This window comes from Christiangramia marina (assembly GCF_048285865.1).
GTDB lineage: Bacteria > Bacteroidota > Bacteroidia > Flavobacteriales > Flavobacteriaceae > Christiangramia > Christiangramia marina.
This window is the reverse complement of sequence record NZ_JBLVTK010000004.1, coordinates 51956-65509: the sequence shown is the minus strand read 5'-3', so window position 1 is coordinate 65509 and position 13554 is coordinate 51956. Positions and strand designations below refer to the sequence as shown.

Sequence of the window (13554 nt, the reverse complement as noted above, 5' to 3'; positions counted from 1 at the left end):
TTTAATGTTTAGTTTATCTCGACAGATATATTCAGCGCGCTATCATAAAATGCTAGAAAAGCTTTATTCCATAACAAGACTATAGCAATTTTAAGCTCTTGAGTCATTCTAATAACCAAATCCTGAAAAAGATTTTAATTGAAAATCTAACTGAAATCAAGTACTTGGCTTGATTAAGATTGAGACTGTGAAATTATTAGACATGATTTATGATATGCATCGATAAAAATATAGTATAAAATAGTTCGAAAATGTTTTGGAATTCATTATGGACATTTATGTTATACTAGATTAAGGAACTTTTGATTAAGATTATCACATTATACCCCAATAATCTCTGAACTAGCCTTGTAGTATTTGCGATTTGACTAAAAAGATTTTGTAAGCAGGCATTCAAACCATAAATATTGTAAGGTTAAACATCTAATATCTAAATATTTAGTAATTAGTTTTAGAAAATTAATAACCCTAAACTATCAAAATTATGATTAGAAGATTTTTATTTTTATCCACGATTTTAGCTTCCATCAGTTTGACATCATGTCAGAAAGATGAAACTGAAAACCCAATGGAAGTTGCATCTGATATGGCTAATTATAGCCAAAAATTAGAAATAACGGATGCTGTTAGAAAAAAAGTGAAGGCATTAAATTTAAATTCTAAATTTATTGAAGTTGTTACCCAACAAAATTTGGAAGGTGATACTGAGTCTCTTTTCAAAATAGAAGGCGATATCTTAATGAGTCCTGAAGCACTATTTGACATGGAGCCGGGTAATATTACAGATAAGCAGTATCGTACCTACAACCTTGTTAGTAGTCCAAGCACGATAAACGTAATTGGTTATACTGGAGGATCGAATGCATTAACATCGAAGCAACGATCTGCTCTCCAACGTGCTATTAATAACTATAATGACCTAAATATAGGTCTAAGTTTTACCTTAACGTTCGGGACTAGCAACTATCAGTCTTATGATATAGTTGTATACCAGAACAAGAACGGCCAAGCGGGTGGTGTGGCTGGATTCCCAAGTAATGGTAATCCTTACCAATACATTCAGATATTCAGTGGTATGGAGAACTATAGCACCGCAACTAATGAGCATGTTATGACTCACGAAATAGGACACACTTTAGGTTTGAGACATACCGACTGGTTTAGCCGTCAAAGTTGTGGACAGAGCGGTGAAAGTGCTAATCCTGATGGAGCTGTACATATTCCTGGAACTCCTACAGGTTATGATTCCAATTCAGTGATGTTATCGTGCTTTAGTGCATCTGAAACTGGCAATTTTGGATTTTATGATGAAGTGGCCTTAGAATACTTATATTAGTATAAATCAACAAGGGATTTTTTAAAAAACCAAACAAAGGAAAAAGGATGCTATATTTAGTATCCTTTTTTTTAATATCTCAATATAAATATTTTGCAACTAGTAGTGATCATCTTATGCTCACTTGCGAAACCAGCCGAGCCCTACCTAGCTGGTTTTATTTAATTTTTATTTATGAAATTAGTAGGTATTGGAATACTAACAGGCATTTTAGCGACTTTATTAATATGGATTGTGGTGAAGTCTAAACTTAAAATTTTTCCTAAGTGCAGCTTGAGTATTTTACTCGCAGTTAGCATATTTCTTACTGTGTATCTTTTTATAGTTTGATAATTACATATAATCTTCGAGCTATACTATGTATATATTTCGTTCGTCTTAATTTATTGGTTCCTAAAATTTAGGAGCGATCATTGATTTTAGATTATTCAACAAATTCTAATTATTCACTAATCTGGATCGAAGTGCTTGCATATCTTCGCTTACCTTCTGATCTAAGATTTTAGCATAATGCTGTGTTGTTTTTAAATTTTTGTGTCCAAGCATTTTACTTACTGATTCTATAGGAACTCCATTTAAAAGTGTCACCGTGGTCGCAAAGGTGTGCCTGGCCAGGTGGAATGTTAGATTCTTATCAATTTCGCACAGATCTGCGATTTCTTTTAAGTAAGCATTCATCTTTTGATTCGTTAAGATGGGTAGTAAATGCTCCCTGCTCGACGCCACCAAATCAAAAGAATATTTTTTGATTATCTCTATTGCAGTTGGCAGCAACGGAATGTTACTCAATGAATCAGTTTTAGAGCGATTAATTTTAATCCATTTGTGACCATCAATACCAATAACAATATTTTGAACTGTAAGCTTCTTAACATCTGCGTACGCCAAACCAGTAAAACATGAAAAAATAAATATATCTCTTACGAGTTCTAGCCTATCTGTATGAAAGTCTTTCTCTATAAGTTTCTGAATTTCGCCTTCTGTGAGGAATTCACGGTCTACAATTTTCAGTTTAGCCTTCCAGTGAAGAAATGGATCATTCTGGATCCAATTATTCGCATAAGCAATTCTGATAATTTTTTTAAAATTGGTGATGTATTTCACGGCCGTATTGTGACCGCAATTTCTTTCAGTCTTCAAGTAGTATTCGAAACCTGTGATGAATTGATGATCTACGTCTTGTACCGGTATATCCTTTACTCTATATTCTTTCGTTATATACTCAGAGATGTGTTTTTTAGCGGTTCGATAGCGTTCTGCCGTTCCCGCAGCAAAATCTTTTCCTACTAGACGATCTACCTGATCATTATGATTTTGAAAAATTTCGAGTAACATTTTCTTTTTCTGATCTTTCCCAGAATAAATATTTCGAATTGTTTGTGCTGTAAAATGAATATCTTCCTTTGTTAATTGCTCAAATATCTTATCTACTCTGCTCCTAATATCATTCAGATATCTATTAAAATTTCCAGACTCTACACTTTTACCACGGAGCGAACCTGTGTCTGTATTCCAATTTTCAGGTCTTATCTTCCTCCTTATACTTATCTCGCTACGTTTACCGTTTACTGTAATCCTCAAGTAAATAGGGACTTTTCCTGATTTATCCTTATTGCTGTTCTTAGGATAAAATAATGTAGAGTAGGTTTCAAACATCGGTGCTGCTTTTTATTCTTCCTAAAGATAAATAAAAAAAATAGTTACAACCCCTACAACACACTAATTTTAAAGCCATTACGGAAGATTCGGTGCTGCTTTTTCATTACAAAAAACAGCACCGAATTAAGCTCTATTTCATTGATATAAGATGATATTATTTGAAATTAAAGAAAATCAAAAAAGCCCGTAAACATAGTGTTTACAGGCTTTTAGCAGAATTTAGTAAATTCTCAGCGGAGAAAGAGGGATTCGAACCCCCGGAGGTGTGACCCTCAACAGTTTTCAAGACTGCCGCATTCGACCGCTCTGCCATTTCTCCGGAGCGCCTCATCAGCTATTTGCTGAATGCGGGTGCAAATATAACAAGCTTTTTCAATTTATAACAACTAATTTCTAAACTTTTTCTACTTTTTTCGTAGCCACTTCTAAATCAGACAATTTCATATCAGGAATTTACTTTAAAAAATTCAGTAGAAGTATTGGCGTCTATTTTTATTTCCTTTTCTTTCAGTCATCATTAGATATTCTAAGAGAAAAATGGAGCAGGACTGGGCAACTTTAAATAAGTATCGCGTAGAGAACAAAATAATTTTACAAAGTTCAATATGGCCAGAAGTAGTTTTTATGGGCGATTCAATTACAGAAGCATGGGCGAATCTTCATCCAAATTTTTTTGACACCAACAATTATCTTGGTAGAGGTATTGGCGGCCAAACCACTCCACAAATGCTTATAAGATTCACTGCAGATGTACTGGATTTGAATCCAAAGGCAGTGGTAATTTTAGCAGGAACTAATGATATCGCCGAGAACACAGGTATTTATTCCCTCAAAATGATTACCGATAATATCCAAGCCATGGCCTACCTGGCAGAAAAGAAAAACATCAAAGTCATACTAAGTTCGGTGCTTCCTGTCCACGATTATCCATGGCGACCCGGCTTGAAACCTGTTTCCAAAATAGAAGAACTGAATGTCTGGCTTCAGGATTTTACGCAAAAAAATGGATATGTCTTTCTTAATTATTTTGACTCTTTGCGTGATGAAAACAAGGGAATGTCAAAAAGATTTTCCGAAGATGGTGTGCATCCCAATTCCATCGCATATGAAATCATGGAACCTTTAGCTATAGAAGCTATCAAAAAGGCGTTAAGCAACCAGTAGAAAACTTCGAAAATTCTTATCTAAAACAGTCTGCATTAGTATAGAAATTCTTCAGAATCTTGTCAATTATTTCAGCAAGTACGCAATTCAATTTAAACCTTTTCAAATCATCTTAGTCTATTCACTAAGGGACATTCATATCCTTTGCAAGGAAACCGCTATATTGGCGGCATTAACGAAAAACTAATTTACAATATGAAAAAAATTTGGTTTCTGGCCTTACCTGCACTTTTGGCCGCATGTAGCGCTCATAACAAAAAGATCGAAAATGCAGATCCTATGGAATATGCGAATACGATCACTTCTGAAGAGCTTAAAGAACATCTTTACACTTTTGCGAGTGATGAATTCGAAGGTCGTGAGACTGGAGAGCCTGGGCAGAAAATGGCTGCAGAATATCTTAAGAACGAATATAAAAGGCTTAACCTGCCTTCTCCCATTGGCGGTGATGACTATTACCAGGAAGTACCAGTAAGCTATTTTAGAAGAGGAAATGTAAAACCTACAGAAAATGTAGTAGCGTTTTTAAAAGGTTCTGAAAAGCCTGATGAAATTCTAGTCATTTCTTCTCACTATGATCATGTTGGGATGGACGATGAAGGAAATGTTTATAATGGTGCAGATGATGATGGTTCTGGAACCGTTGGCGTTCTTGAAATTGCTGAAGCTTTTGTTGAAGCCAGTAAAGATGGATACACTCCAAAACGTTCTATTCTGTTCCTGAATGTAACTGGTGAAGAAAAAGGACTGGTTGGTTCTAAGTTTTATACAGATGAACCAATTTTCCCGCTAGCGAATACCGTAGCAAACCTTAATATCGATATGATTGGTAGAATCGATCCTGATCATGAAGGGAAAGACGACTACGTTTATCTAATTGGAAGTGATAAGTTAAGCACAGATCTTCATGAATTGAGTGAGAACGTAAACACTAAATTTGTGAATATGGATCTTGACTATAAGTATAACGACGAGAATGATCCAAACAGATTTTATTACCGAAGTGACCACTATAACTTCGCGAAGAACAACATTCCGATCATTTTCTACTTTAACGGGACTCATGCCGATTATCATAAAATGACCGATACTCCAGATAAGATCGAATACGACCTCTTAGCTAAACGCGCTCAACTGGTATTCCTTACTGCCTGGGAGATCGCTAATCGTGATGAAAGACTTGTGGTGGATAAACCGATCGAAAAAGATTCAGAATAATTTCTGAATTACATAAAACTAAAAAGCTCCTTCGCAGGAGCTTTTTTTTATGCTTTGATCTCAACTTTCGAGATGTTATCTAATTTTTATTCTGAAGCAATGGAACAAATCTGAAGTTCCCATATTCGGTTTTATCAAATTCTTTTGGGGATTTCCGAATAAACAATGTCATGATCTGCACGTCTGTTCCTACCGGGATGACCAGGCGTCCCCCAACCTTTAACTGGCTCAGCAAATCCATTGGAACTTCTGGCGCACCGGCAGTAACAATGATCTTGTCATAAGGTGCATATTCAGGAATTCCTTTATAACCATCCCCAAAACTCAAATATTTGGGTCTGTAACCGATTTTCGACAAAAAGGTTTTAGTCTTTTTATATAATTCCCTTTGTCTTTCAATACTATAGACTTTGGCGCCAAGCAAGCAAAGTACTGCCGTTTGATAACCACTTCCAGTTCCAACTTCCAGCACCTTTTCTCCGGGTTTTAACTCCAGAAGTTCAGATTGAAATGCTACCGTATAAGGTTGTGAAATAGTTTGATCTGCCGCAATGGGGAATGCCTTGTCCTGGTATGCATGATCTTCAAAACTGCTATCCATGAACAGGTGTCGTGGGATCTTTCCAATGGCAGCCAGCACTTTCTTATCGGTGATTCCTTTTTTCTCTACCGTTCTTACTAATTGCTGTCTTTTTCCCTGATGTCTGTAAGTATCTTTCAAGTCCGGTTTGCTTTGTTGCGGGTATAAAATTAGGCAAAGAAGCCGACTATTCCCAAGTAATTTGCACTCCCAATTTGGGCAGTAATTGTAAAGTATTTAATATCAAAATGCTATTTTTGTGAAAAATGCAAAATATATGCTGAAAGCAGGAGTTCTGGGTGCAGGTCATCTCGGGAAAATTCATCTTAAATTATTACAGCAGTCAGATAAATATGATCTCATCGGGTTTTATGATGCGAATGCTGAAAATGCAAAAAAGATTTCAGAAGAATTTGGCTACAAAATGTATGAGAATCTGGATGAACTTATTGCAGATGCAGATGTAATCGATGTGGTCACTCCTACCCTCGCGCATTTTGATGTTGCAAAAAAAGTGATTACTGCCGGTAAACATTTGTTTATCGAAAAACCCATTACCAATACCTACGAGGAAGCAGAAGAACTAATCAAACTTGCTGAAGAGCATGGAGTAAAAGGGCAGGTTGGTCACGTAGAAAGATTCAACCCTGCATTTCAGGCGGTTTCAGATCGCATTGAAAACCCAATGTTCATTGAAGCACATCGTTTAGCTGAATTTAATCCGCGTGGGACAGATGTACCGGTAGTGCTAGACCTTATGATTCACGATATCGATGCGGTGATGAGCGTAGTAAAATCTGAAGTGGTAAAGATCAATGCCAGCGGAGTTTCAGTGATCAGCGACACTCCAGATATCGCGAATGCGCGTATAGAATTTGCAAATGGTTGTGTGGCAAATCTTACCGCGAGCAGGATCTCCATGAAGAATATGAGAAAATCGAGATTCTTCCAGCGTGATGCATATATTTCAGTAGATTTTCTGGAGAAAAAATGCGAGGTTGTAAAAATGAAGGATGCTCCTCAGGATCCAGATGATTTTGCGATGATCCTTCAGAATGCTGAAGGAGTGAAAAAGCAGATCTATTTTGATAATCCAGATGTTTCAGCCAACAACGCTATTCTTGAAGAACTGGAAAGTTTCGCTGAAGCAATCCAAAATGATACCGAACCGGTGGTGACCATGCAGCAGGCGGCAAATGCCCTTAAAGTTGCCAACCAGGTGATCGCCAATTTTAATATTTAAACTAAAATACCGTTCAGGATGTTTCCGAAGAGAAGCAAACCGGAACACTTAAAATCTATATTTCTATGAAAAATATCGCCGTAATAGGAGCCGGAACAATGGGAAATGGGATCGCTCATACCTTTGCCCAAAGCGGATATAAAGTACATTTGATCGATATTTCTGAAGATAGCCTGAAACGAGGAATGGATACTATTTCCAAGAACCTCGATCGCATGGTGTCCAAAGAAAAGATCACCGAAGATGACAAAAACAATACCTTATCAAACGTAAGCACTTTTACCAGCATTGCTGAAGGAGTTAACGGTGTAGACCTTGTTGTCGAAGCTGCTACAGAAAATACAGATCTTAAACTTAAGATCTTTAAAGATCTTGACAAAAATACTGAAGCCAGTACTATCCTGGCAACAAACACCAGTTCTATCTCGATCACCCAGATCGCTGCTGCGGTTTCTAATCCTGAAAGAGTGATTGGAATGCATTTTATGAATCCTGTACCTATCATGAAGCTGGTAGAGATCATTCGCGGTTACAATACCAGTGATGAAATTACCAATACGATCATGGAGCTTTCTAAGAAACTGAATAAAGTGCCGGTAGAAGTAAATGATTATCCAGGATTTGTGGCAAATAGAATCCTAATGCCGATGATCAACGAGGCGATTGAAACTCTTTACAATGGAGTCGCCGGAGTTTACGAGATCGATACTGTTATGAAACTTGGAATGGCACATCCTATGGGACCACTGCAACTGGCAGATTTTATTGGTCTTGATGTTTGTCAATCCATTCTGGAAGTAATGTATGATGGTTTTAAAAATCCTAAATACGCACCTTGCCCGCTACTTACTAACATGGTTCGTGCTGGAAAGATTGGAGTAAAATCTGGTGAAGGTTTCTATGATTATTCTGAAAGCAGAAAGGCAGAAAAAGTTTCAGAACAATTTAGCAGCTAGAACTGCTGAACTAGTATTTGGGCTTAATTTCAGCTTATACTGAAATATTTACAGCCTGGAAATAGCATTTAAAATTTGACAAAGATATTACCTTTTAAAGCGGTTCGCCCGGCAAGAGAATTTGCCGGGCTGGTCGCATCCCGTTCTTATGAGGACTATAATGAAGAGGAATTGAAGGCTCAGCTGGAATTCAATCCTTATTCATTTCTACACATCATAAATCCCGGATATAAATTTCAGCATGAGATTGGCGGTGAAAAGCGATTTGGAATGGTCAAGAACCGTTACCTCGAGTTTCGCGAAGACTGTACTTTTATACAGGATGAACTTCCCTCCTATTATATCTATAAGATACATACCCGCGATGGCGATTGCTGCGGAATCATTGCAGCGGCAAGTGTTGAAGATTACGAAAACAATGTCATCAAACGGCATGAAGATACCATCGCGCACCGGGAAGAATTATTTAAGGAATACCTGAAGGTCATTGGCTTTAATACAGAACCGGTACTGCTTACCTATCCAGATGATCCCGTGATCAATGAGTTGCTGGAAGAAAGAATGAGATCAAGACCGGAATATGAATTTGCCACGGCCAATAAAGAAATACATTCGCTATGGCTTATCGATGAACCTGAAAACATTGAAAGGATTAAGCAACAATTTGCTGCGATCGAACAATTATATATCGCAGATGGTCATCATCGTAGCGCATCCTCTTGGTTACTGGCGAAGGAAAGCAGGGATCAAAACCCCGATCATACAGGAAAGGAAGCCTATAATTTCTTTATGAGCTATCTTATCTCTGAAAGCAACCTTCGAATTTTTGAATTCAGCCGACTCATAAAAGACCTGAACGGACATTCAAAAGAAGAATTCCTGATCCTGCTGGATGAATGGTTCAGAATAGAAAATCGCGGGATCGATATTTACAAACCTTCCAAAAAACATCATTTTAATATGTATCTGGATGGCGAGTTCTATTCTTTATACCTTCGGAAGCATAACGCGAAGTTCACCGATGCGCTAAGTGAGCTGGATTCCTACATATTGTACGAGAAGATTCTGAAGCCTATTTTGGGAATCGAGGATCTTCGTTACGACAAACGTATCGCGTATATTCACGGTCGTAATGATCTAATAGAATTAAAAACAAGGGTAGATAGCGGGGAATTTGAAGTCGGATTTGGAATGTTACCTGCCGGTATCGAAGAAATCAAGCAAATTGCCGATGAAAATTTGACCATGCCGCCAAAAAGTACTTATATTGAGCCGAAATTGCGAAGTGGTCTTACCATTTATGAATTTTGACTTCAGCGCAATAACCAACCTGCCCTACCAGGGATTTTATATCTTTAATTAAAGTTATAAAGGATGAGTATTTCAGAAAATATAAAAAAATACAGAAGTGAACTTCCTGAGGATGTGAAGCTGGTCGCTATTTCAAAGACCAAGCCTAACGAGGATCTTATGGAAGCTTACGAAGCTGGTCAACGAATTTTTGGAGAGAACAAGATCCAGGAGATGACCGATAAGTGGGAAGAACTTCCCAAGGATATTGAATGGCATATGGTTGGTCACGTACAGCGCAATAAAGTGAAGTACATGGCACCCTATGTGAACCTGATTCACGCGGTGGATAGCCTGAAATTATTGAAGGAAATCAACAAACGCGCGAAACAGAATGAACGTTCCATCGATTGTTTATTACAGATAAAGATCGCTGAAGAGGATTCAAAATTCGGGATAAGCAGGCAGGAAGCTCGTGAGATCCTGGAATCTGAAGCTTATGCTGAAATGAAACATGTTAATATTGTTGGATTGATGGGAATGGCAACATTTACTGAAGATAAGAAACAGGTTCGCGAAGAATTTGATCGTTTAAAGTCGGCTTTTGATGATTTCAGCCAGGATTTCCCTGAACTCAAAGAGATCTCTATGGGCATGAGTGGCGATTACAAAATTGCCGTGGAATGTGGTTCTACTATAGTGAGAATTGGCAGCAGCATCTTTGGTGAACGCAACTATAATTAAAACTAGAGGAGAGAGTATTTGTACGCTATACTAGACATAGAAACCACCGGTGGGAAATACAACGAGGAAGGCATCACCGAAATAGCAATTTATAAGTTCGATGGCTTTAAGGTCGTGGATCAATTCATTAGCCTGGTAAATCCAGAACAGCCTATTCAGCCGTTCGTGGTTAATCTAACCGGGATCAATAATGATATGCTTCGGAATGCTCCTAAGTTTTATGAAGTAGCTAAACGAATCGTAGAAATTACCAAAGACTGTATCCTGGTCGCGCATAATGCCAAATTTGACTACCGAATTTTAAGAACTGAATTTAGAAGACTCGGTTTCGAATACGAACGCAAAAGTCTTTGTACCGTGGAGCTTTCTCAAAAATTAATTCCCGGTCAGCCTTCTTATAGCCTAGGTAAGCTGGTAAGATCGCTGGGGATTCCTTTGAGTGATCGTCACAGAGCTTCAGGCGATGCACAGGCGACTATCAAATTGTTTAAGATGCTACTTGCGAAAGATGTTGAAAAAAACATTATGAAGGAGCATGTTCGAAAAGAACCTAAAAAGAACCTCGATACAAAGCTGGTTTTTATCCTGGAAGAACTTCCTTCAGAAACCGGTGTTTATTATTTCCATAATGAGAATGGAGATATCATTTACGTTGGGAAGTCGAGAAATATCAGAAAAAGAGTAAATCAACATTTTACCAATGACAATCCAAAGTCGCGGGAAATGCAGAAAAAGGTAGCTTCAGTATCCTTTGAACTTACCGGCAATGAGCTCATTGCGCTATTAAAAGAGAACCAGGAAATAAAACAGATCAAACCTAAATATAACCGGGCTCTAAAAAGAGATATTTTCAGCCATGCTTTATATCATTCAGTAGACGAAAAGGGTTATATTAATTTAAAGATTGGCAAGGCAGTAAGTTCCAGGGATCGCATCACCACCTTCAGTTCTTTGCGTTCTGCGAAGAACTCTTTAACCAAATGGGTTGAGGAATATGAATTGTGTGAAAGATTATCTGGATTACACGGGGGCAAAGGAAATTGCTTTGCCTATACTATCAAGAGTTGCCACGGTGCCTGCGTGGAAGAAGAACAACCGGAAACCTATAATGAACGAGTGCGTGAACTTATTGATCGCTATTCTTATAAAAATAAGGATATGCTCTTGGTTGGTCGTGGAAGAGAAGTAGATGAAAAGAGCGCTTTATTGATCGAGGATGGCGAATTTAAAGGCGTAGGTTATTTCAATTTAAATCACCAGATCAACAATCTGGACATCATCAGGTCCATTATTACACCCATGAATAATAACCGTGATGCTGAACATATTATCCAAAGCTTTTTAAGAAAAAAGCATCAATTTAAAATCATCCAATTATCCATTCATGAGTAAATTTTTTACGCTGGTATTTTTATTATGTATCAGCTTTGTTCCTGCACAGAATTCTAACTATTCTACTGAAGAATTTGAAGTATCAAGAGAAGACCTATTAGCAACTAATTACACGCTGGATACCACTGCCCATGCTGTTTATATCTACGAGTCAGGTTTTACTGAATTTGATCCAGACGAAGATTACGAGGTGGTGACAGATTATAAGGCGAAGATCAAGATCCTGGATAAGCAGGGAATTGATTATGCTACTATTAAAGTGCCATTAGGTAAGAACAGAGATAGCGACAAGGTTATGGAATTAAAAGATTTCAAAGCCCATACCTTCAAATTAGTTGACGGTCGTATCGTTAAGAGAAAAGTAGAAACATCGGCTACTTTCGAAAGCGAGCACAAGTTCTACAACGAATTTTCCTTTGCGTTTCCAGATGTAGAACCGGGAGATGTCATTCAGTTTTCATATAAGATCGTTTCTCCTTTTACTTTTGATTTCAGAACATGGGAATTTCAGGAGGATATTCCGAAGATGCATTCACAGTTCACGTCGAAGATCCCGGGAAATTACGAATATCACACCACGCTTACCGGAGGAAGGAAGCTTCATAAACATGAAGATAAAGTGATCGAACATTGTATAAGTTTCGGTATTACTTCTTCCATGGCAGGTTGCGTAGAGACTTTGTATGTGATGAAAGATATTCCTGCGTTTATCCAGGAAGACTACATGACCAGCGAAGACAATTATATTGCCAAGATTGAGTACGAATTGAAGCAGGTTACCAGAACCGATGGTTTTGAACGCAAATACACGCTAACCTGGGATGATGCAGATAAAGAGATTAGAACTTCCAGCAATTGGGGAAAACAATGGAAAAAAGACAATGCCGTAGAAGACGTTCTTCCTGATGCAATTAGCAGTCTTCCAAATACCTTGGAAAAGGCAAAAAAGATCTACTATTTTATTCAGGAAAATTATAAATGGAATGGCGAATATGATATCCATGGTGATATGAACATCAAGGATATCGTAGACAGTAAATCTGGAAGCGTTCTTGCGATCAATAGCCTGTTGCATAATGTCTATGCTTCCGAAGAATTTAATGTGTCTCCTGTCCTGGCTTCTACCCGAAGAAACGGTTTCGCTCCAAGAGTTCATCCTGCGATTTCAGAATATAATTATTTCTTCATTCAGCTAAATCTGGATGGAACGGAATACAATCTTGATGTAACTGATGAGCAGCTGGATTTTGGCCGACTTCCATTTCGCGCTCTGAATACTTATGCGCGCAAAGTAAACCTGGATGGTTCCAGTGACTGGATGGCGATCGAACCAAACGACTTCAGCAATTACGCATTTAGAGATTCTTTAAAAGTGCATAAGGATGGGACGGCTTCAGGAACATCTAATCAGCATTTAAGCGGATACCATGCAGTGAATTTCAGAAATAAGATCAAGGAAAACGGTAAAGAGAAGATATTCCAGGACCTTTCTAAAGCACAGCAATTCACAAGATCTACAGATATCGAGGTAGAAAACCTTGATGACGTTGAAAACGGACTCCAGATCGAATACACGCTTGAAAATGTGAGTCAGAAGATCAATGATCTTATCTATCTGAACCCCTTCAGCTTTCAGTTTTTCGAAAAGAATCCTTTCAACCTGGATGAACGCAGCTATCCTATCGACTTCGGATATAAAAATGCTTTTAGCTATTCCGCAGAAATTCATATTCCCGAAGGCTATTCAGTAAAAGAACTTCCGGAGCAAAAGGCCATCAGGTTACCGGGGAACGGAGGAGCTTTGATCTTTAATGCCGTTAGTTTTTCAGAAAATGTAGTGATGGTTCAATGCCGTATGACGCTTTCTCAAACGCTCTATACGCCGGAATACTACGACGGACTCAAAAAATTCTTTAATGAATTATTGACAGTTCAAAGTCAGTCGCTCATTGTACTCGAGGAAAATAGTTAA

Annotated in this window: 11 protein-coding genes and 1 tRNA gene; 9 read left to right on the top strand and 3 right to left on the bottom strand. The window is 37.9% G+C overall.

What is annotated here, in order from left to right:
- Positions 1-586 precede the first annotated feature (586 nt).
- Complete coding sequence (locus ACNKXS_RS13495) at positions 587-1336, top strand: M57 family metalloprotease (RefSeq protein ID WP_417921308.1); 750 nt, start codon at positions 587-589, stop codon at positions 1334-1336.
- A gap of 438 nt (positions 1337-1774) precedes the next feature.
- On the opposite strand, the gene ACNKXS_RS13490 is transcribed toward ACNKXS_RS13495, so the two are convergent.
- Both ACNKXS_RS13490 and ACNKXS_RS13485 read right to left on the bottom strand, forming a co-directional pair.
- The gene (locus ACNKXS_RS13490) at positions 1775-2992 is read right to left on the bottom strand and encodes a site-specific integrase (protein ID WP_417921307.1); all 1218 of its coding nucleotides are present in this window, start codon (positions 2990-2992) and stop codon (positions 1775-1777) included.
- Between the two features lie 237 nt (positions 2993-3229).
- A tRNA-Ser gene (locus tag ACNKXS_RS13485) sits at positions 3230-3314 on the bottom strand.
- Positions 3315-3532: 218 nt separating this feature from the next.
- Here ACNKXS_RS13485 and ACNKXS_RS13480 point away from each other — a divergent pair.
- The gene (locus ACNKXS_RS13480) at positions 3533-4159 is read left to right on the top strand and encodes an SGNH/GDSL hydrolase family protein (RefSeq protein WP_417921306.1); all 627 of its coding nucleotides are present in this window, start codon (positions 3533-3535) and stop codon (positions 4157-4159) included.
- A gap of 195 nt (positions 4160-4354) precedes the next feature.
- Positions 4355-5377 carry a M28 family metallopeptidase gene (locus ACNKXS_RS13475; protein WP_417921305.1) on the top strand — a complete coding sequence of 341 codons (1023 nt, stop codon included), beginning with the start codon at positions 4355-4357 and terminating at the stop codon, positions 5375-5377.
- Between the two features lie 79 nt (positions 5378-5456).
- Here the strand turns inward: ACNKXS_RS13475 and ACNKXS_RS13470 are convergent, their stop codons facing one another.
- On the bottom strand, positions 5457-6098 hold the full coding sequence (locus ACNKXS_RS13470; RefSeq protein ID WP_295182500.1) for a protein-L-isoaspartate(D-aspartate) O-methyltransferase: 642 nt from the start codon (positions 6096-6098) through the stop codon (positions 5457-5459).
- A gap of 136 nt (positions 6099-6234) precedes the next feature.
- Between ACNKXS_RS13470 and ACNKXS_RS13465 the strand changes: the two genes are divergently transcribed.
- The 6 genes from ACNKXS_RS13465 to ACNKXS_RS13440 all read left to right on the top strand — a co-directional run bounded on the left by ACNKXS_RS13465 (position 6235) and on the right by ACNKXS_RS13440 (position 13554).
- A complete protein-coding gene (locus ACNKXS_RS13465; RefSeq protein ID WP_417921512.1) occupies positions 6235-7200 on the top strand; it encodes a Gfo/Idh/MocA family protein in 966 nt (321 codons plus the stop codon).
- 65 nt (positions 7201-7265) lie between these two features.
- Positions 7266-8156: a 3-hydroxyacyl-CoA dehydrogenase family protein gene (locus ACNKXS_RS13460; RefSeq protein WP_417921304.1), complete on the top strand. Its 891-nt coding sequence runs from the start codon at positions 7266-7268 to the stop codon at positions 8154-8156.
- A gap of 75 nt (positions 8157-8231) precedes the next feature.
- On the top strand, positions 8232-9467 hold the full coding sequence (locus ACNKXS_RS13455; RefSeq protein ID WP_417921303.1) for a DUF1015 domain-containing protein: 1236 nt from the start codon (positions 8232-8234) through the stop codon (positions 9465-9467).
- Positions 9468-9530: 63 nt separating this feature from the next.
- A complete protein-coding gene (locus tag ACNKXS_RS13450) occupies positions 9531-10190 on the top strand; it encodes a YggS family pyridoxal phosphate-dependent enzyme (protein WP_417921302.1) in 660 nt (219 codons plus the stop codon).
- Positions 10191-10208: 18 nt separating this feature from the next.
- Positions 10209-11582, top strand: a complete 1374-nt coding sequence (locus ACNKXS_RS13445) for an exonuclease domain-containing protein (RefSeq protein ID WP_417921301.1) — start codon at positions 10209-10211, stop codon at positions 11580-11582.
- Complete coding sequence (locus ACNKXS_RS13440; protein ID WP_417921300.1) at positions 11575-13554, top strand: DUF3857 domain-containing protein; 1980 nt, start codon at positions 11575-11577, stop codon at positions 13552-13554. The genes ACNKXS_RS13445 and ACNKXS_RS13440 overlap by 8 nt, the downstream gene beginning before the upstream one ends.